At 61.5% G+C, this 23,722-nt stretch carries 14 protein-coding genes; 2 read left to right on the top strand and 12 right to left on the bottom strand.

Annotation, left to right across the window (positions count from 1 at the left end; translation table 11 throughout):
- Positions 1-70: 70 nt before the first annotated feature.
- On the top strand, positions 71-2,170 hold the full coding sequence (locus AB8A33_RS02480) for a S9 family peptidase (protein ID WP_439091296.1): 2,100 nt from the start codon (positions 71-73) through the stop codon (positions 2,168-2,170).
- Between the two features lie 126 nt (positions 2,171-2,296).
- Here the strand turns inward: AB8A33_RS02480 and hemC are convergent, their stop codons facing one another.
- The 5 genes from hemC to AB8A33_RS02455 form a co-directional block, all read right to left on the bottom strand.
- Positions 2,297-3,280, bottom strand: a complete 984-nt coding sequence (hemC, locus tag AB8A33_RS02475) for a hydroxymethylbilane synthase (RefSeq protein ID WP_439091295.1) — start codon at positions 3,278-3,280, stop codon at positions 2,297-2,299.
- 110 nt (positions 3,281-3,390) lie between these two features.
- Positions 3,391-4,878, bottom strand: coding sequence for a monocarboxylate uptake permease MctP (gene mctP, locus AB8A33_RS02470; RefSeq protein WP_439091294.1), 1,488 nt, complete (start codon positions 4,876-4,878; stop codon positions 3,391-3,393).
- Positions 4,868-5,053 (bottom strand): DUF3311 domain-containing protein, encoded by a 186-nt coding sequence (locus AB8A33_RS02465; RefSeq protein ID WP_092145849.1) that lies wholly within the window; start codon positions 5,051-5,053, stop codon positions 4,868-4,870. Before AB8A33_RS02465 ends, mctP begins: the two co-directional genes overlap by 11 nt.
- 220 nt (positions 5,054-5,273) lie before the next feature.
- Positions 5,274-6,386, bottom strand: a complete 1,113-nt coding sequence (locus AB8A33_RS02460; RefSeq protein ID WP_439091293.1) for an NADH:flavin oxidoreductase/NADH oxidase — start codon at positions 6,384-6,386, stop codon at positions 5,274-5,276.
- A 262-nt stretch (positions 6,387-6,648) separates the two neighbouring features.
- A complete protein-coding gene (locus tag AB8A33_RS02455) occupies positions 6,649-6,966 on the bottom strand; it encodes a hypothetical protein (RefSeq protein WP_439091292.1) in 318 nt (105 codons plus the stop codon).
- Between the two features lie 389 nt (positions 6,967-7,355).
- Between AB8A33_RS02455 and AB8A33_RS02450 the strand changes: the two genes are divergently transcribed.
- Complete coding sequence (locus AB8A33_RS02450; RefSeq protein WP_439091291.1) at positions 7,356-9,158, top strand: carbamoyltransferase family protein; 1,803 nt, start codon at positions 7,356-7,358, stop codon at positions 9,156-9,158.
- Between the two features lie 66 nt (positions 9,159-9,224).
- Here AB8A33_RS02450 and AB8A33_RS02445 read toward each other — a convergent pair whose 3' ends face one another.
- The 7 genes from AB8A33_RS02445 to AB8A33_RS02415 form a co-directional block, all read right to left on the bottom strand.
- Positions 9,225-10,916, bottom strand: coding sequence for a methyl-accepting chemotaxis protein (locus AB8A33_RS02445; RefSeq protein WP_439091290.1), 1,692 nt, complete (start codon positions 10,914-10,916; stop codon positions 9,225-9,227).
- Positions 10,917-11,202: 286 nt separating this feature from the next.
- Positions 11,203-12,882, bottom strand: a complete 1,680-nt coding sequence (locus AB8A33_RS02440) for a methyl-accepting chemotaxis protein (RefSeq protein ID WP_439091289.1) — start codon at positions 12,880-12,882, stop codon at positions 11,203-11,205.
- A 284-nt stretch (positions 12,883-13,166) separates the two neighbouring features.
- Positions 13,167-14,858, bottom strand: a complete 1,692-nt coding sequence (locus AB8A33_RS02435) for a methyl-accepting chemotaxis protein (RefSeq protein WP_439091288.1) — start codon at positions 14,856-14,858, stop codon at positions 13,167-13,169.
- A 54-nt stretch (positions 14,859-14,912) separates the two neighbouring features.
- Complete coding sequence (locus AB8A33_RS02430) at positions 14,913-16,673, bottom strand: methyl-accepting chemotaxis protein (protein ID WP_439091287.1); 1,761 nt, start codon at positions 16,671-16,673, stop codon at positions 14,913-14,915.
- A 528-nt stretch (positions 16,674-17,201) separates the two neighbouring features.
- Positions 17,202-19,202 carry a methyl-accepting chemotaxis protein gene (locus tag AB8A33_RS02425; protein ID WP_439091286.1) on the bottom strand — a complete coding sequence of 667 codons (2,001 nt, stop codon included), beginning with the start codon at positions 19,200-19,202 and terminating at the stop codon, positions 17,202-17,204.
- 280 nt (positions 19,203-19,482) lie between these two features.
- Positions 19,483-21,486, bottom strand: coding sequence for a methyl-accepting chemotaxis protein (locus AB8A33_RS02420; RefSeq protein WP_439091285.1), 2,004 nt, complete (start codon positions 21,484-21,486; stop codon positions 19,483-19,485).
- 89 nt (positions 21,487-21,575) lie between these two features.
- The gene (locus tag AB8A33_RS02415; RefSeq protein WP_439091284.1) at positions 21,576-23,606 is read right to left on the bottom strand and encodes a methyl-accepting chemotaxis protein; all 2,031 of its coding nucleotides are present in this window, start codon (positions 23,604-23,606) and stop codon (positions 21,576-21,578) included.
- Positions 23,607-23,722 lie beyond the last annotated feature (116 nt).

Below are 23,722 nucleotides of genomic sequence, written 5' to 3'. Positions count from 1 at the left end.
TGCGGGGCAGGCGCCGATGCGCGCGTGTAACGCAATCATATCCGATCAGGCTTCCGCGAAAAGAGCGTTCATGACAAAGCAGACATCCTCCATGCCCGCGCCGGTTGCGCCGCGTCATCCGCATTCCTTCACAACCCACGGCATCACCGTGAGCGATGATTACGCCTGGTTGAAAGACGCCAAATGGCAGGAGGTCTTGCGCGATCCCAGCGTGCTGGAGCCGGAGATCCGCACCTATCTCGAGGCCGAGAATGCCTATACCGACAGCCTGCTCGGCGGCACGGCGGCGCTGCAGACCAAGCTGGTTGCGGAAATGCGCGGCCGCATCAAGGAAGACGATTCCAGCGTGCCCTCGCCGGACGGTCCCTATGCTTACTTGCGGAAGTTCCGCGAGGGCGGCCAGCACGAATTGTTCGGCCGGATGCCGCGGGATGGCGGCGAGGTCACCATCATTCTCGACGGCGACAAGCTCGCCGCGAACCACAAATATTTCAAATTCGGCGGCGCCCGCCACTCACCCGATCATGCGCTGGAAGCCTGGAGCGCCGACGTCAAGGGTTCGGAATATTTCACCATTCGTGTGCGTGACTGGGCCACCGGCAACGATCTCGACGACGTGGTCGAAGAGACCGATGGCGGCGTGGTGTGGACGCATGACTGCAAGGCTTTCTTTTATGTGAAGCTCGACGACAACCATCGCCCGATGCAGGTCTGGCTGCACAGGCTCGGCAGCAAGCAGGCCGACGACAGGCTGATCTTCGAGGAGCAGGATTCCGGCTGGTTCACCCATATCCACGAAAGCGCCAGCGGCCGCTTCTGCGTCATCGCCGGCGGCGATCATGAGACCTCCGAACAGCAATTGATCGATCTCGCCACGCCAGACGTGCCGCCGCGCCTCGTGGCAAAGCGTGAAGACGGTGTGCAGTATTCGCTGGCCGATCGCGGCGATGAGCTGTTCATCCTGACCAATGCCGACGGCGCCATCGACTTCAAGATCGTCACCGCGCCGTTGGCGACGCCCGCGCGCGCGAACTGGAAAGACCTGATCCCCTATCGCGAGGGCATCTATGTCCTCGACATGGATCTCACGGCCAATTATCTGGTCCGTCTGGAGCGTGCCAATGCGCTGCCGTCGATCGTGATCCGCGATCTCACCACCAGGGACGAACACGCCATCGCCTTCGACGAAGCCGCCTACTCACTCGATACGATGGGCGGCTACGAATTCGATACGACCACTTTGCGTTTCGCCTATTCCTCAATGACGACGCCGTCGGAAGTCTATGACTACGACATGGCAACGCGCGAACGGACGTTACGCAAGCGCCAGGAGATTCCGTCGGGGCACAATCCCGCCGACTATGTCACCACGCGCATCATGGCCAAGGCACATGACGGCGCCGAGGTTCCGGTGTCGATCCTGCATCGCAAAGATCTCAAACAGGACGGCAAGGCGCCGCTGCTGCTCTATGGCTACGGCTCCTATGGGATGGCGATGCCTGCGTCGTTCTCTGCGAACCGGCTGTCACTGGTCGATCGCGGCTTCGTCTATGCCATCGCGCATATCCGCGGCGGCGCCGACAAGGGCTGGGGCTGGTATCTCGACGGCAAGCGCGACAAGAAGACCAACTCATTCGACGATTTCGCCGCGAGTGCCCGGACGCTCATCACCGCGAAATATACCTCGGAGAAAAACATCGTCGGCCACGGCGGCAGCGCCGGCGGCATGCTGATGGGCGCGGTCGCCAACCGCTCCGGTGAATTGTTCTCCGGGATCGTCGCCGAAGTGCCGTTCGTGGATGTGCTCAACACCATGCTCGACGACACACTGCCGCTGACACCGCCCGAGTGGCCCGAATGGGGCAATCCGATCGAGAGTGCCGAGGATTTCAAGACGATCCTGTCCTACTCACCTTACGATCAGGTCGCGGCGAGGGACTATCCGAAGATACTCGCGATGGGCGGTCTCACCGATCCCCGCGTCACTTATTGGGAACCGGCGAAATGGATCGCACGGCTGCGCGCGACGATGACCGGTGGCGGCCCGGTGCTGCTGCGGACGAATATGGGCGCCGGTCACGGTGGCGCGTCCGGGCGTTTCAACCGGCTGGATGAGATCGCGATCGTCTATGCGTTTGCACTGTGGTCGGTGGGGATGGCGGAGGGGTAGCAGCCACAAACTCTGTCATGGCCGGGCTCGACCCGGCCATCCAGCTTTACCGCTCGTTCAATCGACGAGGATGCCCGGGTCAAGCCCGGGCATGACGTGGAGAGGGCAAGCTGTTCTATCGAACAGCTAATGCTCCGGCCTATTGCCCTCGATCAACGCGCCGGCGCCCTTGTCGAGCAGTTCCAGCCCGACAGCCCGCCCCAGCTCACGCGGACGATCCGCCGGCCCGATGCGCGTCACCTCGATGAACTGCCCGCCGGCTTCATCCAGCACCGATGCGGTCAGCGCCATCTCGTGCCCTGAGATCACCGAATAACCGGCAATCGGCGAATTGCAGTGGCCGTTCAGCACCCAAAGCACCTCACGCTCGGCATCGCAGGACAGATGTGCCGCAGGGTCGTCGATCAGCGAGAGATAACGCCGCGAGACCCAGTCATGCGCCGCGCATTCGACTGCAACAATGCCCTGCCCCACGGCCGGCAACATTTCCTGCGGCGTGAAATCGCGTGCGATGCGGCTCGCCAATCCAACACGCTCGAGGCCTGAACGCGCCATGATCAGCGCGTCGGCGGGGCCGACCTCGCCGCCATCAGGCAGCCGCTGCATTTCGCCATTGTCGAGTTTGCGCACGCGCGTGTCTGCGGCGCCGCGGAAGTGGATCACCTCGATCTCGGGAAACAGCCGCCGAATATAGGCCGCGCGGCGTACGGCATTGGTGCCGATCTTGAAGCCTTTGCCACGGGTCCGTTTGAGATCGTCGAGGCTGACACCCTTGCGCAGCACCAGCGAGTCCGTCGGAGGATCGCGCACCAGCGTTGCACCGATCACGAGGCCCGGCGTGTCCTCGTTGCCCGGCATATCCTTCAGCGAATGCATCGCCGCATGCAGCGTGCCCTTGAGCACAGCCGCGCGAATCTCGCCGACAAAGGCGCCGCCCTTGCCGCCATGCTTCAGGAGATTGCTGGTCTGGTCGCGGTCGCCGACCGGCTCGAATTTCACGATCTCGACGGCCAGTTCCGGCGCGACCACCGCAAGCCGGCGCGCGATCTCTTCGGTCTGGGCCAGCGCCATGGTGCTTTTGCGCGTGCCGATGCGCATCGATTCAGTCACTCAGGCAAGCTCCATCCAGCGGTCCCGCACAGGGATGGCGGGCATTCGCGCGGACAATAAAGCCGGCGCGCGCCGGAAACAATGCGCGCGCGGGCTTTACGGGGAGGCCTTTACGTGCTCGCCGCCTCGGCCGTTGCCACCGGCCTCGGCACCACGAGATTGACCAGGATCGCGACCACGATGTTCGCGACGAGGGCAATCAGCCCGACATAGACCGTCGCCTGGAAGCTGCCGACCGACAGCATGTGCAGCGGCTTGAGGCCGTCCGTCCAGGCCAGATATGTGCCGCCGAACAGGCCAACCACCCATCCGATCAGCAATGCCGGCGCGGTGAACCAGCGGGTGAACAGGCCGAAGATCAAGGCCGGCAGCGTCTGCAGGATCCACAGGCCTCCGAGAAGCTGAAGGTCGAGCGCGAACTGCGTCGGCAGATAGATGATGACCAGCAGCGCACCGACCTTCACCACCAGCGAGGCGATCTTCGCCACCGCGGCTTCGCCCGCCGTATCGACCTGCGGATTGACATAGGCCTTCCAGAAATTGCGGGTGAAGAGATTGGCAGCGCCAATGCTCATCACAGCCGCGGGGACCAGCGCGCCGATGGCGATCGCAGCAAAAGCGAAGCCGGCGAACCAACTCGGAAACAGTGTCTGGAACAGCGCCGGCACCACGTCATTATTGCTGGCGAGCTTCAGCTTGGCCGCGTGGCCCATATAGCCGAGCAACGCCAGCAGGCCGAGCATCAGCGTATAGGCCGGCAACAGCACCGCATTCTTGCGGATGGTCGTGGCACTTTTGCTGGCGAAGATACCGGTCAGCGTGTGCGGATACATGAAGGCCGCGAGCGCCGAACCGAGTGCCAGGGTGGCATAGGCTACATATTGACCGGGTTGCAGCAAGATGCTCCCCGAGCCCTTGGCCTTGAATGCCTGATCGGCGGCGTCGAACACTGCGGCATAGCCGCCGACCTTGCCGGGGATCACCGACACTGCCGCGATGACGGCGATATAGATCATGATATCCTTGACGAAGGCGATCAGCGCCGGAGCACGCAGGCCCGACGAGTAGGTGTAGAGCGCGAGCACGACAAAGGCCGCGATCAGCGGCAGTTCGCCCTCGAAACCAAGCGCCTTCACAGCCGTGGCCATACCGATCAGCTGCAGCGCGATATAGGGCATGGTGGCGACGACACCGGTGATGGCGACTGCTGCTTCCAGTAGGCGCGAACCATAGCGGCCATGCACAACGTCGGCGGCAGTGACATAGCCGTTGTCCTTGGCGACCTGCCAAAGCCTCGGCATCACTATGAACACGATGGGATAGACCAGGATCGTGTAAGGCAGCGCGAAGAAGCCGTAAGCACCGACCGAATAAACCAGTGCCGGCACGGCGATCACCGTATAGGCGGTATAGAAATCGCCGCCGACCAGAAACCAGGTGATCCAGGTGCCGAACTGGCGGCCACCAAGGCCCCATTCGTCGAGACTGGCCAGCGTTTTCGTGCGGCGCCACTTCGAGGCGACGAAGCCCATCACGGTGACGAGCGCGAAGAAGAACAGAAAGACCGCAACGGCGGGAATATCGAGCTCAGTCTTCATTGGGGTAGGTCCGGTAAGCGAGCCAGGTCAGAAAGGCGGTCATCGGCACCCAGGCGAGCTGGTACCAGTAGAAGAAGGGAAAGCCGAACAGCACCGGATCATGAAAGTTGTAGAACGGGACCCAGAGCAGGCCGACGAAGGGGATCAGCAGAAGCCATAGGAAATGGCGGGCCATGGCGGGGCTCCTCTCGATAGGCGGGCAGCACCAGATGCCACGATTATTTTACGGCGCAGAATTTTGCGCTGTGTAGGTGCGACATTCTGTCATGTAAACACGATGCTGCCGCAGGGCTGCCATTCGCGGAGTGGACGCGCAGCAACGACAAACACCCACACATCGCACCGGGCTTCCGGGACAATGTGTGGGTGTTGAAAGCGAGGCGTCTTGAAGTGGTTTAGCGGCCGCCGAACGTCGTATCGCCGAACAGCGCCTTTTGCGTCGATGGCTGCGAGCGCCAGTATTGCGGCGGCGCCTGCACCTGACCGCCGAGATGCGCAGCCGCGTGCCACGGCCAGCGCGGATCGTAGAGAATGCCACGTGCGATGGCGACCAGATCGGCCTTGCCGGAAGCAACGATGTCTTCGGCCTGCTGCGCTTCGGTGATCAAACCCACCGCAATCGTCGGCAGTCCCGTCGCCGCTTTCACGGCTTCGGCGAACGGCACCTGATAGCCGGGCCCGAGCGCGATCTTCTGCTGTGGCGAGACACCACCTGATGAAACATCCATCCAGTCGACGCCGCGCTTCTTTAGCTCGTTGGCGAGAACAATCGTCTGCTCGACATCCCAGCCGCCCTCGACCCAATCGGATGCCGAAACACGGAAGCCAACCGGCTTGCCGGCGGGAAACGCCGCGCGTACCGCGTCGAACACTTCGAGTGGAAACCTGATCCGGTTCTCCAGCGAACCGCCATAGTTGTCGGTGCGCAGGTTGGAGATCGGTGAAAGAAACTCGTGCAGCAGATAGCCATGCGCACCGTGGATTTCGAGCGCATCGATGCCGAGCCGCTCGGCGCGCTTCGCTGTGGCCACGAAGGCATCGCGGATGCGCTTGAGGCCCGCGGCATCGATCTCCTGCGGCGGCAACTCGCCGGACTTCTGCGGAATGGCGGACGGGGCGTGGGCGACCCAGCCGCCTTTGTCGAGCGGGACCTGCTGGCCGCCATCCCATGGGGCGTGACTGGACGCCTTTCGGCCTGCATGGGCGATCTGCATGCCAACGGCAATGTTCGAATGTTTGCGTATCGCCGCCAGCACGGGCTTCAACGCGGCTTCGGTCGCGTCGTTATAGAGGCCGAGATCGCCGGGTGTGATGCGGCCGATGGCTTCCACGGCGGTCGCTTCGATCACCAGCATGGCGGCGCCCGACAGGGCCATATTGCCGAGATGGATCATGTGCCAGTCGGTGGCCCGGCCATCTTCGGCAGAATACTGGCACATCGGCGCAATGACGATGCGGTTCGGCAGCGTGAGGTCGCGCAGCTTGAAGGGAGAGAACAGGGCGCTCATGAAGGTTCCAGGGTGGGAGGAGCGAATTGCCATGCGCGGGCGCGCAAGCTTGTCATGCCGACATTGGAATTTGGATGAGAAAACACAAGATGGCATGCCAAAAGCGACCTCTGCATTGTGCAAGGAGGGTAGCTTTCGACAAATCATTCTCGAAGGAGAGGCCCGATTCCTGGAGAAAGGCGATCCTGGAAAGCAAAAGGCGCCCCGGTTACCCGGTGCGCCTCTCTAGATCTCGTTCATTCAGCGCCGTAGCGCCTATGATTTAGTACGGGCAAACCACCCGGCCCCAGCGACGGCTGAAATAGCAGCCCGGCGCCACGAAGCGCGGCCCACCGTAGAAGCCATAGCCGCGACCATAACCACGACCGCCGCCACGGTAGAACCCGCCGCCACGTCCACGGCCGCCGCCCCAGCCACGACCGCCGCCGCGACCGCCACCACGGGCCTCGGCCGAGGTGCTGCTCGTGGTGAGCAACATCGTGGACGCGCCGATCAGGCCGACACAGTAGACAGACACAAGCGCCATAGCTGCCAGGCAGCGGGTCACGATATTGTGGCGCGTCGTTTTGGTTTGAGCCATTCTTGGGATCTCCATTCTGCGGAAGCACGGCTTTAGAATGCTTCCGACCTCGAATTGTTCAGTGAGCAATTCTTGATTCACACGGGTGCTGAAACCAGAATAGTAATATGGCCATCACAAGGCGTGCACGCATCAACAGCGCCAGAATAGGGTCAAGCTCGAGCGCCGGTCAAGTTGCCGACAACGCTGTCACTACGAACGAATACGCACCTTCACCCGTCACCTCGCTTTTCACCTCCCGCCGTTCATCTTCTCTTCATATTGCCTCGCACTATGCTGATGGCTGCACCTCGCACCTGCGAATATGCGATCCGTCCCACCCACCGCGCCTGCGTCAGCAGCTCGATCCCATCATTCGTCCCTTCCCGCGAATTGTCAGAAGCTGATTCATGCCCAAACCAAGCTACATCCTCGGTCTCAACACCTACGATCACGACGTCAGCGCCTGCCTGCTGCGTGACGGTGCGCTGGCCTATGCGATCGAAAAAGAGCGGATTACCCGCGACAAGCACGCGACCGGATTCTACAAGGAAGTGATCGACTACGTCCTCGATGCCGAAGGCATCACGCTGGACGACGTCGACCTGGTGGTGAGCAATTGCTACATCCTGCCGGTTCCGGAGATGGAAGACCGCTTGATCTATCAGGACATGCCGGGCTTCCTGCCCGAATATGAACGGCAGGACGCCAGCGTCCATCCGTTGTTCCGCTCGCGCACCGGCAAGGTCAAAACGATCTCGCATCATCTGGCGCACGCCTATAGCGCATTCGCCGTGTGCCCCTTCGAAGAGGGGGCGATCATGATCGTCGATGGCGTCGGCAGCTATCGCTCCGACGTCATCGAGGCTTATCCCGGCGACGAGCCGGGCTCGAAGCTCGCCCGGGAATCGGAGAGCTATTACACGTTCAAGGGCACGCAGCTCGACTGCCTGAAGAAAGTCTGGATGGAGCCGGATCGCGGCTTTCTCAGCGACGAATTCTACAATATGCCGGGTCTTGGGGCGCTTTACAGCCGCGCGTCGACCTATGTGTTCGGCGACTGGAACAAATGCGGCGAGCTGATGGGGCTGGCGCCCTATGGCCGCCGCGACCAGGTCAAGCCGCTGATGGACATCACCGACAACGTGCTTAGCGTGCCGCGCTGGACCCCCGAATACAACCAGCCCTATATCGCCGATAGCGATGGCAAGTGGGACACCCATCCGTCAATGCGGCATTGGGAGGATATCGCCTGGCGCGTTCAGGACGACACCGAGAAGGTGCTGCTCGCCCGCGCCCGCTGGCTACGCGAGACGACCGGCGCGAAAAACCTTTGCATCGCCGGCGGCGTCGCGCTGAACTGCGTCGCCAATGGTCGCATCGCCCGCGAAGCCGGCTTCGAAAATGTCTGGATCCAGCCCGCTGCCGGCGACAACGGCATCGCCATCGGCTGCGCCTATTACGGCCTGCTCGAAGTGCAGAAGCAGCAGCGCTCTTATGTGATGACGCATTCCTATACCGGCAGGAATTATACCCATCGCGACATCGAGGCAGCAACACAGCGCACGCTGGTCAAGGCGCAGACCAGTGCGGTACGCAGCGACAATATCTGCCGCGATACCGCCAGGCTGCTCGCCGACCAGAAAGTGATCGGCTGGTTTCAGGGTCGCTCGGAATACGGCCCGCGCGCGCTCGGCAATCGCAGCATCATCGCCGATCCGCGCCGACCGGAAATGAAGGACATCCTCAATTCACGCGTGAAGCACCGTCAGCCGTTCCGTCCGTTCGCGCCGATCGTACTCGCTGAACGCGCCAGAGAGATTTTTGAAGGCGATCAGGATTCGCCGTTTATGCTGATCGCGGCCCCGGTGCGCCCCGAATGGCGCGAGAAGATCCCGGCCATCGTGCACATCGATGGAACGGCGCGCGTCCAGACTGTCACGGAAGATACCAACCCAGTGCTCTATCGGCTGCTGAAGGAATTCGATGCGCTCACCGGCGTGCCGGTGTTGCTAAATACCTCGTTCAACGTGAAGGGCGAGCCGATTGTCGAGACCCCGCGCGATGCCATGGCGTGCTTCATCAATACCGGCATCGATCATCTGGTCCTGCACGATACGCTGGTGTCCAAGACATCGGCGCATCGGTTCGTCGCCCCGCTGGTGCGCACCTATATGGACATCGCGGGACTGGTCATGTCGAATGTGAAGTAGAGGAACGCTTTCTTTCTTCTCCCTCCCCCAAGTGCCGCGAAGCGGTGCGCAGTGGGGAGGGAAAGACTACGCTGCCCGCACCGCGTTCAGGAACTTGCTGACTTCGTCCTTCAATCGCGTGCTGTCCGAGGACAGTGATTGCGCCGCAGCGAGAACCTGAGTCGAGGCGGATCCAGTCTCTGTCGCACCACGCTGCACATCAACGATATTCGACGAGACCTGCATCGTGCCCTGCGCCGCCTGCTGGACGTTACGCGAAATCTCCTGCGTCGCGGCGCCCTGCTCTTCCACCGCGGATGCGATGGTCGAGGCAATCTCGGACATCCGGCCGATAGTGTCTCCGATCTCCTTGATGGCGCCGACCGATTCCTGCGTCGCTGACTGGATACCGGAGATCTGCGTCGAAATCTCGCCAGTCGCCTTGGCGGTCTGCTCAGCGAGCGCCTTCACTTCGGAGGCCACGACCGCGAAACCGCGGCCGGCTTCGCCGGCACGCGCCGCCTCGATGGTCGCATTCAGCGCCAGTAGGTTTGTCTGGCCTGCGATGTTGTTGATCAGCTCGACCACATCGCCGATGCGCGCTGCGGCGCTGGCGAGCTCGCCGACGCGATCATTGGTCTTGCGCGCCTGATCCACCGCCTGTCCTGCGATTGCGGCCGATTCTTGCACCTGACGGCTGATCTCGTTAACCGACGACGCCATTTCCTCAGTGGCCGATGCCACCGACTGCACATTGGTCGATGCTTCTTCCGAGGCAGCAGCGACCGTCGTGGTCAATTCCTGCGAACGTTCGGCGGTCGCAGTCAGCGTGCCGGCCGAAGCCTCAAGTTCAGTCGATGCCGACGACACTGTCTCGACGATCTCACCGATCATCGATTCGAAGTTGCGGGTGATGCTGTCGACGCGGCGGCCGCGTTCGATCTTGGCTTCAGCATCGGCCGCTGCGGCTTCATCCGCCGCGCGCTTGTCGATCAGCGCCTGCTTGAACACCTGCAGCGTATCACCCATGGTGCCGATCTCGGTCTTCATGCCCTGATGGGGTACGACAGCCGTCAGATCGCCGGCGCCGAGTGCCTGCATCGGCTTGACGATCGAAGCGATGCCACTCGACACGTCTTTCACCAGATAGATGCCGATGCCGATCCCGAGGATTGCCGATGCACCGAGCATGATCGCAAGCAACATGAAGGCTGTCTCGTAGTTGTCTTCGGCGCTCTTGCCGGCTGCATCCGCGCCGGCTTTATTCAGCGCGATATCCTTGTCGAGCAGGTCGTCCGCCTTCTTGCCGATCGGCAACACCTTGCTCTCGTTCAGATCCTGCGGTTCGTTCGGAATCTTGCCGACGCTGGCACGCGAAAGCGCCAGAACTTCCTGGACACCGTTCATGTAGAGATTCCACTGCTGCGCCCATTGCGTATACAGCGCGCGCTCCTCAGGCGAGGTGATCAGCTTCTCATAGGTCGCACGGATCTTCATGTTATCCGCGTCGGTATTGATCAGGCGCTTCTCGGCCGATGCCTTCGCTTCCAGTGTCGCGGCGAGCATATGGAGGCGCACGATATTGCGGTAGACATTTACGCCTGCACGAAGCTCCCCCAGTGAACGGACGCTCGGCAGCCAGCTCTTCTGGATTTCCGACGCTTCGCCGTAGATGGCGCGCATCTTGGTGACAGCCAGAACGCCCATGCCACCCATGGCAATCAATAAGAAGGAAATGACAATGGTGATCTTGGTGCGAATGGAAATCTTGGCGAGCATGAAATCGTATTCCTTCGGTATTCTACCGCTGGTCAGCAATGGCAGAGCTTGATTTTTATGATCGCGCCTCGCGCGACATTTGGCGGCAATTACCAGTCGAGCACAGATTGAAAGAACGGTCTGAGCCCGCGTGAAAGAGAGTGGCGAGATAAAGTTAAAAAGCAGTGCAGCACGAACTGTGTTATCGCATAATCCAGATGCGATAACGTTGCCTGCGACCGATCATGTAATCCAAAAAACAGCCGACGCTCTCGCGCTGGCTTTCTTGATCATGCTGTATTGAAACTCAGGCCGCGCGCACGGCGTTGAGGAACTTGCTGACTTCATCCTTCAGTCGCGTGCTGTCCGAGGACAGTGATTGCGCCGCAGCGAGAACCTGAGTCGAGGCAGATCCAGTCTCTGTTGCACCACGCTGCACATCAACGATGTTCGACGAGACCTGCATCGTGCCCTGCGCCGCCTGTTGAACGTTGCGGGAAATCTCCTGCGTCGCGGCGCCCTGCTCTTCCACCGCGGAAGCGATGGTCGAGGCAATCTCGGACATGCGGCCGATGGTGTCTCCGATCTCCTTGATGGCGCCAACCGATTCCTGCGTCGCCGCCTGGATACCGGAGATCTGCGTCGAAATCTCGCCAGTCGCCTTGGCCGTCTGCTCGGCCAAAGCCTTTACCTCGGATGCGACAACAGCGAAGCCCCGGCCCGCTTCACCGGCACGGGCCGCTTCGATGGTGGCGTTGAGCGCCAGCAGGTTTGTCTGACCTGCGATGTTGTTGATCAGCTCGACCACATCGCCGATGCGCGCTGCAGCGCTGGCGAGCTCGCCGACGCGATCATTGGTCTTGCGTGCCTGATCCACCGCCTGTCCTGCGATTGCAGCCGACTCCTGAACCTGACGGCTGATCTCGTTGACCGACGACGCCATTTCCTCGGTTGCCGATGCCACTGACTGCACATTGGTCGATGCCTCCTCGGAGGCTGCGGCAACCGTCGTGGTCAATTCCTGCGAGCGCTCCGCCGTGGCGGTCAGCGTACCAGCCGAGGCTTCCAGTTCGGTCGATGCTGACGACACCGTCTCGACGATCTCACCGATCATCGATTCGAAGTTGCGGGTGATGCTGTCAACGCGCCGGCCACGTTCGATCTTGGCTTCGGCATCGGCCGCTGCGGCCTCATCCGCCGCTCGCTTGTCGATCAGCGCCTGTTTGAACACCTGAAGCGAGTCCGCCATCGTACCGATTTCGGTCTTCTCACCCTGATGTGGGACGTTTGCAGTCAGATCACCCGTACCGAGCGCCTGCATGGGCAGCACGATCGAAGTAATGCCGGCCGAAACATCGCGCACCAGCAGGATAGCCGCACCGACGCCGACAACAACCGCAAACACGAGCGAACCGATCACCATCTTGATGGCAACGCCAAAGCTGTCCGTCGCCAGTTCTCCGGCCGCCAAAGCTCCCTTGTTGTTGAGCTCGACATCCTTCTGCAGGGCTTCGTCCGCCTTGAAGCCAATCTGGTTGACCTTCACGTTCAGATCTCGCGCTTCATCACGAGCGTTCTTGCGTGACAGCGCAAGAACAGGCTGCAGGGCGGCGATATATTCGTTCCAGAGCTTGCTGAATTCGTTGTACATCGCGCGCTCCTCCGGCGACGAAATCATCGGCTCATACGTCTTGCGCGCCTTGTCGAGCATCTCGGCGTAACGCACCAGCGTGTCGTCCTGGACCTTCGTATCTGCGGCATCGGTCGCAAGCAGATGTCCACGAACCACCGAACGATAGCTGATCGTTGCAGCGCGGACTTCACCCAAAGAACGCACGCTCGGCAGCCAGCTCGTGACGATATCGGATGTCGCTCCGTTGATGGTGTACATCTGCTTGACGGCCAGTGCGCCCATTGCAGACATGGCAAGCAGCAGAAACGAGACGACAAGAGTAATCTTGGTACGGATGGACAGGCTGGCAAACATAGGTGATGGTCCCTCGGTTTTCGACCGTTGGCGCGCGACTGCACGAATGGTATTTTCTGGGTTTGAAGACGCGGCATGCATTGGAGCTGCCGGCCGAGCGTCGATAGCTTTCAACGATCTCGCGATCGAGATTGTCCGGATAAAGTTAAGGAGCGGTGCATCATGACTACTTCTTGTGCATGGCTTCTTGAATGAGTGTGGCGCACACGCATAACAGCACTACCGCGCAAGAAAGCCGACGCTCTCGCGCCGACTTTTGCGTTGTGCACCTGTGTTAAAGCCCGTTAGGCAGCGCGTACCGAGCTCAGGAACTTGCCCACTTCGTTCTTGAGACGTGTGCTGTCCGATGATAGCGACCGCGCGGCCGAAAGCACCTGCGACGACGCAGAACCGGTCTCGGACGCTCCGCGCTGCACATCCGTGATGTTCGACGACACCTGCATGGTACCCTGTGCCGCCTGCTGGACGTTACGCGAAATCTCCTGCGTCGCGGCGCCCTGCTCTTCCACCGCCGATGCGATGGTCGAGGCAATCTCGGACATGCGGCCGATAGTGTCGCCGATCTCCTTGATGGCGCCGACCGACTCCTGCGTCGCCGCCTGGATACCAGAAATCTGCGTCGAGATCTCGCCGGTCGCCTTGGCGGTCTGCTCAGCGAGCGCCTTCACTTCAGAGGCCACGACGGCGAAACCGCGACCGGCTTCGCCGGCCCGTGCTGCCTCGATAGTGGCATTGAGCGCCAGCAGATTGGTCTGGCCGGCGATATTGTTGATGAGTTCGACAACGTCCCCGATGCGCGATGCCGCACTAGCGAGTTCGCTGACGCGATCGTTGGTGCGGCGCGCCTGATCCACCGCCTGATTGGCGATGCTCGCCGACTCCTGCACCTGTCGGCTGATCTCGTTGACCGATGAGGCCATTTCCTCAGTGGCCGATGCCACCGACTGCACATTGGTGGAGGCTTCTTCGGACGCTGCCGCCACTGTGGTGGCCAGGTCCTGGGAACGTTCGGCCGTCGCGGTTAGCGTGCTTGCGGAGGCCTCGAGTTCAGTCGATGCCGACGATACGGTCTCCACGATCTCGCCGATCATCGATTCGAATTCGCGGGTGATGTTGTCAACGCGGCGACCGCGCTCGATCTTGGCTTCGGCGTCGGCAGAGGCAGCTTCATCTGCCGCGCGCTTGTCGATCAGCGCCTGCTTGAATACCTGAAGCGTGTCGGCCATCGCGCCGATCTCGGTCTTCTCGCCCTGATGCGCCACATGCGCCGTGAGATCGCCGGTGCTCAGCGCCTGCATCGGCTGCACGATCGATGCGATGCCCGAGGACACGTCCTTGACCAGATAGACGCCGACACCGATGCCGATGATCCCCGTCACTGCAATGATCACAATGACCGTCATCAGTGCCGAACCATAGCTGTCATCGGCCTTCTGTCCCGATGCTGCCGCGCCCTTGTCGTTGAATTCGATGGCCTTGCGCAGGACGAAGTCGGCCTTGGATCCCAACGGATTGATTACATTGAGATTGAGCTCATGGGCTTCTTGATTGCCTTTGCCGAGATTCTTGCGGTCGAGCGCGAAGACTTCCTGGCTGCGCGACAGATAGGTGTCCCATTCCTTGCTCCAGTCATTGAAGATCGCGCGCTCTTCAGCGCTCGAAATCAACTTGTCATAGGCCGCCCGCTCTTCAGCAACCCGCTTGACGATGGTGTCGATGCCAGCCTCGGTCTTCTGCATCTGCTCGGCATTGGCTGCGAGGATATGTGCGCGCACCAGATTGCGATAATCGATGGTCGTCGCCCGTAGCCCACCAAGAACACGGACGCTTGGCAGCCAGTTCTTCTGAATGTCCGACGCATTGGCGTTGATCGTCTGCATCTTGCTGACGGCAAGCGCCCCCATCCCCGTCATTGCGATTAACAGAAAAGCGATAACGATCGCGATCTTGGCTTTGATAGAGATGTTCGAGAGCATGGCTGGACGTCCTGTTATCGCTCGATAGAATGATCAGTTCTGATCCCGCATGGTCTAGGCCGCGCGAACGGAGTTGAGGAACCGCGCGACTTCCACCTTTAGCCGCGTGCCATCCGACGAGAGCGACTGCGCGGCCGAGAGAACCTGCGACGAGGCCGACCCGGTCTCGCTAGCGCCGCGCTGCACATCCGTAATGTTGGACGAGACCTGCTGGGTGCCATGCGCGGCTTGCTGCACGTTGCGGGAAATCTCCTGGGTCGCGGCACCCTGCTCTTCGACGGCCGAAGCAATCGTCGACGAAATTTCTGACATCCGACCGATGGTGACGCCGATCTCGCGGATGGCGCTGACCGATTCATCGGTGGCGGACTGGATGCTGCCGATCTGCGTGCTGATCTCGCCGGTCGCCTTGGCGGTCTGTTCCGCGAGCGTCTTCACCTCGGCCGCCACCACGGCGAAGCCGCGGCCGGCTTCACCGGCGCGGGCGGCTTCGATGGTCGCGTTGAGCGCCAGAAGGTTGGTCTGCCCGGCGATGCTATTGATCAGCTCGACCACGTCGCCGATACGGCTGGCCGCCTTCGACAATTCGCCGACACGGTCGTTGGTCTTCTGGGCCTGCTGCACGGCCTCGCTGGCGATGCGCGCCGATTCCTGAACCTGGCGGCTGATCTCGTTCACCGATGACGCCATTTCCTCGGTCGCCGATGCCACGGATTGTACGTTCGTCGAGGCCTCTTCCGAAGCGGCTGCCACCATGGTGGTCAAATGCTGCGAACGCTCGGCAGACGACGTCAGCGTGCCCGCCGACGCTTCGAGCTCAGTCGATGCCGACGACACTGTTTCGACGATCTCGCCGACCGCACTCTCGAAATCGTTCGCCAGCTTAATCATCTCGCGCTTGCGTTGCTCGGCAGCGATCTGTTCCTGCTGCTTTTGAGCCTCGGCTTCGGCGCGGGCGCGCTCCTGTGCCTTGACCTTGAACTTCTCCACGGCGCCAGCGACGTCGCCGATTTCATCCTTGCGGCCCAAGCCCGGCAACACCACGCTGAAATTGCCCTCGGCGAGTTCTTCCATCGATCTGCTCAGCGCGCTCATGGGGCGACCGATCGTGAACACCGAGAATGCGCAGGTGCCGATCAGCATCAACGCGACCACGCCACCGAGGATCAGCGAATTTCGCTCGGTTGCAGCGGCCTCGTTCGCCGCGCCGGTCGTCTGCTGCTCGGTCTTTTCCTTGGCCATGTTGACGATGGTATCCGCCAGCTTGTCGAGCTCGGAGCTCATCGGCAGCAGTACATCGGTGCGGAGCTTGACGATCTCTGCGCCCAGCGCGGTGATGCGCACCGAGGCATCGGCGGACAATTCACCGGCCTCGTTGCGTGTCGCCTGCAGGTTCAGGATATCCGTCCGAATCACGCCGATCTTGTCGCCGCCCTTCCCGAGCGCCGTCATCATGTCGAGGAATTTGCTGATGCGCTCGCGCTCATCCGGCGCGGTTGCCAGTTTTAACATCTGCGACGAAAAGCGCAGCCCGGCCACGGTCCGTGCTGTGAAATAGTCGGCCGCCTTCTGGACATCCGCAACCTTCGTTGCGCCGAGGAAATCCCGCACGCCGATCTGCATGCCACGGAATGAAGCCTTGGCCTCGGCAGCATTCTGCGCAATGGCCTGATAGACGCCGGCTGTCTGATAGGACTGACGCACCTCCGCACTTCCCGTGATCTGCATATAGATCATCAGGCCGACGAGAATGATGCCGAGCGCTGACGCAACCGCGAGCTTGGTGCCGATACGCAAATTCTGAATGAAGGCCATGACAGTCCCTGGGAATGAAGTGGCAGAAAAATGAGTCGGGTCGTCCTTCGCCGGACAGAGTCCGGCGTCGCGTGAAATGATCGAATGCTAGGCGGTTGTCTTTCTTGGCGCAGCCCGGCGGCAATCCGACGGGCACGCGAAGGCTGGCGTGAGCCGATCCTGAACGAGAAACGTCATCGGCTCATATGAGCGGGCGATACGTTCGATGATCGATCAAATCACCTGCTCATGGGCAGGAACCTACCACCGCGCTTCTGACACAAACGTTAACGCGCCGATGATGCGATCACTCAAATTGAGCCGGTATAGCAATGGTCATCGAGTAATTCGGACTTTTCAGACAGTGATGGGGTCTGAGTTCAGGCATCCGAGGTTCTGAATTAACGATCTAAAATTGCACTCTCGTCGTGCGATCCCCTGCACGCGAGGTTTCGAGGCCCTGAATTCTCCCGGCGCGTACAGCGACTTGAGTGACGGTGTGCGGAGAACGCACCGTTACTCAAGCCGGTAAATGCGATGTTGGAGAACTCAGGCCGCGCGGACCGAGTTCAGGAAGCGACTGACTTCATGTTTCAGACGGTTGCTATCCGACGAGAGCGACTGCGCTGCGGACAGCACCTGAGACGACGCACCGCCGGTCTCGCTCGCGCCGCGCTGCACGTCGATGATGTTGGAGGAGACCTGCATCGTACCCTGCGCAGCCTGCTGCACGTTGCGGGAGATCTCCTGCGTCGCCGCGCCCTGCTCTTCGACAGCCGAAGCGATCGTGGACGCGATCTCCGACATCTTGCCGATGGTCGCGCCGATCTCGCGGATCGCCGAGACGGAATCATCGGTCGCAGTCTGGATGCTCGAGATCTGCTGGCTGATCTCGCCGGTGGCCTTGGCGGTCTGCTCGGCGAGCGCCTTCACTTCGGACGCGACCACTGCGAAGCCACGGCCGGCATCGCCGGCACGCGCCGCCTCGATGGTGGCATTGAGTGCCAACAGGTTAGTCTGCCCCGCAATGGTGTTGATCAGTTCGACCACCGCGCCAATGCGGCCGGCAGCTTTCGACAACTCGCCGACGCGATCATTGGTCTTCTGCGCCTGGTCCACGGCCTCATTGGCAATACGTGCCGACTCCTGAACCTGACGGCCGATCTCGGTGATGGACGACGCCATTTCCTCAGTGGCGGACGCCACCGACTGCACGTTGGTGGAGGCTTCTTCCGACGCCGTCGCGACGACCGTGGTGAGCTGCTGCGACCGATCCGCTGTCGACGTCAGCGTGCTGGCCGAGGCTTCCAATTCGGTCGACGCGGACGACACCGCCTCGACGATTTCACCGACCGTACCCTCGAAATCGTCGGCGAGCCGGATCATGTCCTGCTTGCGTTGCAAGGCCGCCGCGTGATCCTGCGTGATCCGTGCCTCGGCTTCCACCTGGGCTTTCTCTTCCGCCTTGACCTTGAAGGTCTCGACGGCCTGCGCCATGTCGCCGACCTCGTCCTTGCGGCCGAGCCCCGGCAGCACCACGCCGAAATTGCCCTCGGCGAGCTGCTTCATGCCCGCCGTCAGGCCGGACAGCGGCCCGATGATTCCGCGCGCGATCAGGTACGCAATCAGCAGACCGGTGATGGTCGCCGCGCCGGCCACGATCTGCTGCAGCGTGATCGTGCCGGAAATGCGCTGCTCATTGGCTGTCGTCGCGCTCACGACCTCCTGCTGGATCGCTGCCTTGATGCCGTCGGTCTTGCGGATGGCGCTGACCACCATCGGCGTGATCGTATTGTAATAGAGCTGATCCATCTTCAGCAGATTGGCCGACGCCTTATCGAATCCGCTGGAATAGCTGACCAGGCCTTTCTTGATCGATTCGAACAGCGCTGAAAGACTCGGCGCCATATCAAATTTTTCCATCTCCGCGATCTGTTGCTGGGCATTCTTCACGCTGTTGGCAAACAACGTCACATTGTCCTGGTCGCGACCTGCAAAGAACCGCCAGTTCGCCATCTGAACCAACAGAGTTTCGGATTGCAGGGTGGTCGCCCCTTGTGCGAATGGCGAGCTACGTGTCGCGAGCACGAGTTTCTTCAGGTCGGCCTGAAGCTTTTCACCTTCAGTAAGCAGCACCTTGCGGCTGGCGAGCATCTCCTTGACGGTGTTCCCGAGATCGACGCGCCTGCTCTTCAGATCGGCGACCGTCTTCTCGACCTCCCTGTAAACCGTGCGGCGCTCCTCGGAGCTTGCCTTGGCCGCTTCCTCCAACACTCCGCCGACCTGCGTCAGCAGCTTCTCGGCTTCAGCAAAGGACGCCTCGTCCTGATCGAACGTATATCGCAGCATCGCGCGGCGGAGCGCTTGCAGTTCTGCCGAAATCTCTACGGAGCGCATCGCATTGGCGGATTGGGCATTCATCGCCGAGACGTCGTCGCGAATTTCCGTAAGTTTCCACACGGCGAAACCTGCCATGCCCAATCCGAACAATACGAGCGCACCGAAGCCCCCATACAGCCTGCCACGGATGCGGAGAGTGAGTAGCGACATGCGACGTGCCCTTCTTGGGAAAACCACTGAGAGCCGATCTTGCACGTCGCGAATCGCGCTGCAACGCAAGAGGCAATCTCGAATCCGATCATCGTCAGGTTGCGAGAACTTCAGGTTAATTTCAGCCACGCAAACGCTTTAAAGTGGAATGACTTTTTGTCGCGCGTGTCATCGTTTGACTCACCAAAACAAACAGCCCGGATGCGATGACGCATCCGGGCTGTTTGCTAGTTGCATCTTATTCGTCAGGCGAACGCGCGTGATCGTGTGACCTTTTGTCCTATGCCGCGCGAACGGAGTCCAGGAACTTGCCGACTTCGCGCTTCAACCGCGCGCTTTCGCCGGACAGCGATTGCGCAGCGGACAGAACTTGCGACGACGCCGAGCCGGTGTTGCTCGCGCCACGCTGCACGTCCATGATGTTCGAGCTCACCTGCATCGTGCCTTGCGCGGCCTGCTGAACGTTGCGCGAAATCTCCTGCGTCGCCGCCCCCTGCTGCTCGACGGCAGATGCGATGGTCGATGCGATCTCCGACATGCGGCCGATGGTGTCGCCGATTTCCTTGATGGCGCCGACCGACTCTTCGGTCGCAGCCTGGATGCCGGAGATCTGGTGACTGATGTCGCCGGTTGCCCTGGCCGTCTGTTCGGCAAGCGCCTTTACTTCCGATGCAACGACCGCGAAGCCGCGACCGGCATCGCCGGCGCGCGCCGCTTCGATCGTGGCATTGAGCGCCAGCAGATTGGTTTGGCCCGCAATCGTGTTGATCAGCTCGACAACATCGCCGATCCGCGCAGCCGCCTTCGCTAGCTCAGCCACGCGATCATTGGTCTTGCGGGCCTGTGCCACCGCAGAGTTGGCGATATTGGCCGACTCCTGAACCTGGCGGCTGATCTCGTTGACCGATGACGACATCTCCTCAGTGGATGACGCCACCGCCTGCACATTGGTCGACGCTTCGTCAGAGGCTGCGGCCACCATGGCGGTGAGCTGCCGGGATTGCTCGGCGGTCGCAGTCAGTCCGCCCGCCGATTCTTCGAGCTGGCTCGAAGCCGATGACACGTTCTCCACGATACTGCCAACGGCGCCCTCGAAGTCGTCCGCGAGACGGATCATGTCCCGGCGGCGCTGAATCGCTGCCTGCTGGTCCTGCGTCAGCTTGGCTTCAGCCTCAGCGCGCGCCTTTTCCTCAGCCCGCACCTTGAAGGTCTCGACCGCACGCGCCATGTCGCCGACCTCGTCCTTGCGGGCGAGACCCGGCAGAACCACGCTGAAATCGCCGTCCGCGAGGCGCTTCATGCCAGCCGTCAGGCCCGACAGAGGGCCAATAATGCCGCGTGCGATCAGGAAGGCGATCGCTAGACCGACCACAGTAGCGACACCGGCCACGATCTGCTGCAGCATGCTCGTCGTCGACATGCGGTTGCTGGTTGCGGCGACGGTCTGCGACTGAACCTGCTGGATGTCGGACTTGATGGTCTCGACCTTGCTGATCGCTTTCACGACGGTCGGGCTGATCGACTTGTTGAAGATACCGTCTGCCGTCTGCAGGCTGGCGGCAGCCTTCTCGAACTGGGCGGCGTAGCTCTTCAGGTTGCTGCGGATGGTGCCGAACAACGCGCTGAGCGTCGGCGGCATCTGCATCTTCTCCATTTCGCCGATCTGCTGCTCCGCGATGCGGACGTGGTCCTTGAAAGATTCGATATGTTTCTCGTCGCGGCTGACGAAGAAGCGCCAATTCGCAATCTGCACCATGAGCGTATCGGATTCGAGCTTGGTCGAACCCTGGCCATACATCGTGTTGCGCGTGCTGATCACCAGCTTGCGCAGGCTGGATGACAGCTTGTCGCCGGCTTCCTGCAGCACTTCCCGGCCGGCGACCATCTGCTTGATGGCCTCGCCAAGCGCCTGGCGCTGCGCCTTCACGTCGGCAACGTCCTTCTCGATGGTGCGGTAGGCGGCGCGGCGCTCTTCCGAACGGCTGGTCTTGGTCACCGTATCCAGGCTGGCGGTGACGCCAGCGAGACGCTTGTCGGCATCTGCAAGCGCCGCTTCATCCTGATCGAAGGAATAGCGCAACACGGCACCGCGGATCGCGTGCAGTTCGGAGGCGATCTCCGAGGCGCGGATCGTGTTGGCCGAAAGAATGTTCAGGGAGTCGACCTGCGTTCCAACCTCCGTCATCTGCCACACGGCAAATCCGGAACTGGCGAGACCGAACAGGACCAGCGCGCCGAAGCCACCATAGAGGCGACCGCGGATACGGAGATTGAGCAGCGACATCATTGGCTTCCTACGTAGGACTTGATCTGGCTTCGGCGACGGGCGCCGTCTTCGTTGCTGCTTCCCCCATTTGTGGGAGAAGCATGAATTTATGCGGCCCGGACAGAGTCCAGGAACTTGCCGACCTCGAGCTTGAGCCGCGCGCTTTCGCCGGACAGCGACTGCGCCGCGGACAGCACCTGCGTCGAAGCCGATCCGGTCTCGCTGGCGCCGCGCTGTACGTCGGTGATGTTCGACGTCACCTGCATCGTGCCCTGCGCGGCCTGCTGAACGTTGCGCGAGATTTCCTGTGTGGCTGCGCCCTGCTGCTCGACGGCAGAGGCGATGGTCGACGCAATCTCCGACATGCGGCCGATGGTGTCGCCAATTTCCTTGATGGCGCCGACAGATTCTTGGGTCGCCGCCTGGATGCCGTTGATCTGCTGGCTGATGTCGCCCGTCGCCTTGGCGGTCTGTTCGGCTAGCGCCTTCACCTCGGACGCCACCACTGCAAAACCGCGGCCCGCATCGCCGGCGCGCGCCGCTTCGATGGTGGCGTTGAGCGCCAGCAGGTTGGTTTGGCCGGCAATGGTGTTGATGAGCTCGACGACATCGCCGATCCGGGCCGCGGCCTTGGCAAGCTCCGCCACACGGTCATTGGTCTTGCGCGCCTGCGCCACGGCCGAGTTGGCGATATTTGCCGATTCCTGGACCTGCCGGCTGATCTCGTTGACCGAGGACGACATCTCTTCAGTGGAAGACGCCACCGCCTGCACATTGGTGGATGCTTCGTCCGACGCAGCAACGACTGCAGCGGTCAATTCCTTGGCCTGTTCAGCCGTTGCCGTCAGCGCGCCCGCGGATTCCTCGAGCCTGCTCGACGCCGAGGAAACATTGTCGACGATATTGCCGACAGCGCGTTCGAACGTCCCGGCGAGCTCGACCATTTCGCGCTTGCGCGACGCCGCGGCCAGATTGTCTTGGTCGAGGCGCGCCGTAGCCTCATCGCGGGCCTTCTGCTCGGCATTCGCACGGATGATCGTGACGGTCTTGGCGATGTCGCCGATTTCGTCGCCGCGCTTGGCGCCGGGAATGACGACATCGAGATCGCCGGCCGCCATCTTGCCCATGGCGCCATTCAGACGCGTCATCGGCCGGGCAACGCCCATGAAGGAGAACACCATGGTGCAGATCAGGACCATCACAACCGCTAGTCCAAGCGCGAGATTGACCTGGCCGGAGCGCGCCATTTCCTCGGCGGCCTGCGCCCGGGCCTCGGCAACCGCAGCCTTGGCCGACGATACCGACTGCGCAACCAGTTGAGATGCCGCCGCAGCGGTGGGTGTGATCTTGCTGCGGACGATGTCGATCTTCTGGTCGTTGTTGCCGATCGCTTCATCGGTGGCCGTCATGAACTTCTTCATGTCGGCACCGAGCTGGATCAGGCCGCTCTGCACGAGCTCGCCGTCTTCGAATACGCTGGCCTTGGCCAGTGCGTCGGTCAGCACCTTGGCCCGGGTAAGAATCTGACCCTTCTGCGTAACTTCATTCATCGACGCATAGCGCCATGCGGCTGCCTGCACAGCGTTGATGGCATTATCCGCGATCTTGAGCTGCCCATCCACTTCAGGCCAGTTCGTTGCTTCGGTCACGGCCGTGGTGAGGCGCATCTGGTCGAGATGCCGGTTCCAGTCGATCACGGCGACGTTGCGGTTGCGATAGAACTCGAGCAGCTTCTTCTGCAGACCGACGATCTCGTCGGCAGCAGCGACATAGGTTGACGTCAGCGATTTGATCTTCGCGAAATTGTCTTTGTATTCCTGCCTGGTGGCCAGGGCGGACGCGGCATCGATGATGCGGTCCTGCGCAGCCTTGGCCGCCTTGATCTCGGCCGCGTTCTTGTCGATCTCGGGTGTCGTGATGGCCATGCGCAGGCCTTGACTGGCCAGCTGCATGGCGCGCATCTGGCCGTCGGCCTCCATCGCGCTATCGGCGATTTTCTGCTGCACATCGGCCAGACGATTGACCTCCGAGATCGCGCTCTCGGTCCTCATCTGGTTTGCGACAACGCCGGCCGAGAGCAAGATGCCAACGAGACCGGCAAGACCCAGTTTGTTGCCGACACTGTTGATCTTGATCATGCGATGCACTTTCCGGAGGAGGGCCAAGGCAGGACGCGCGCAAGCACGGCTCGCGCAGCCTCGGCTCGGGTCGTTGGGAGACGGTCAGAGAAGCATAGGGGCAGAGCTGAGAACGT

Source organism: Tardiphaga sp. 813_E8_N1_3, from assembly GCF_051811025.1.
Taxonomy (GTDB): Bacteria; Pseudomonadota; Alphaproteobacteria; order Rhizobiales; family Xanthobacteraceae; genus Tardiphaga.
The sequence above is the reverse complement of the archived record's forward strand: the minus strand, read 5'-3'. Positions and strand labels throughout refer to the sequence as shown.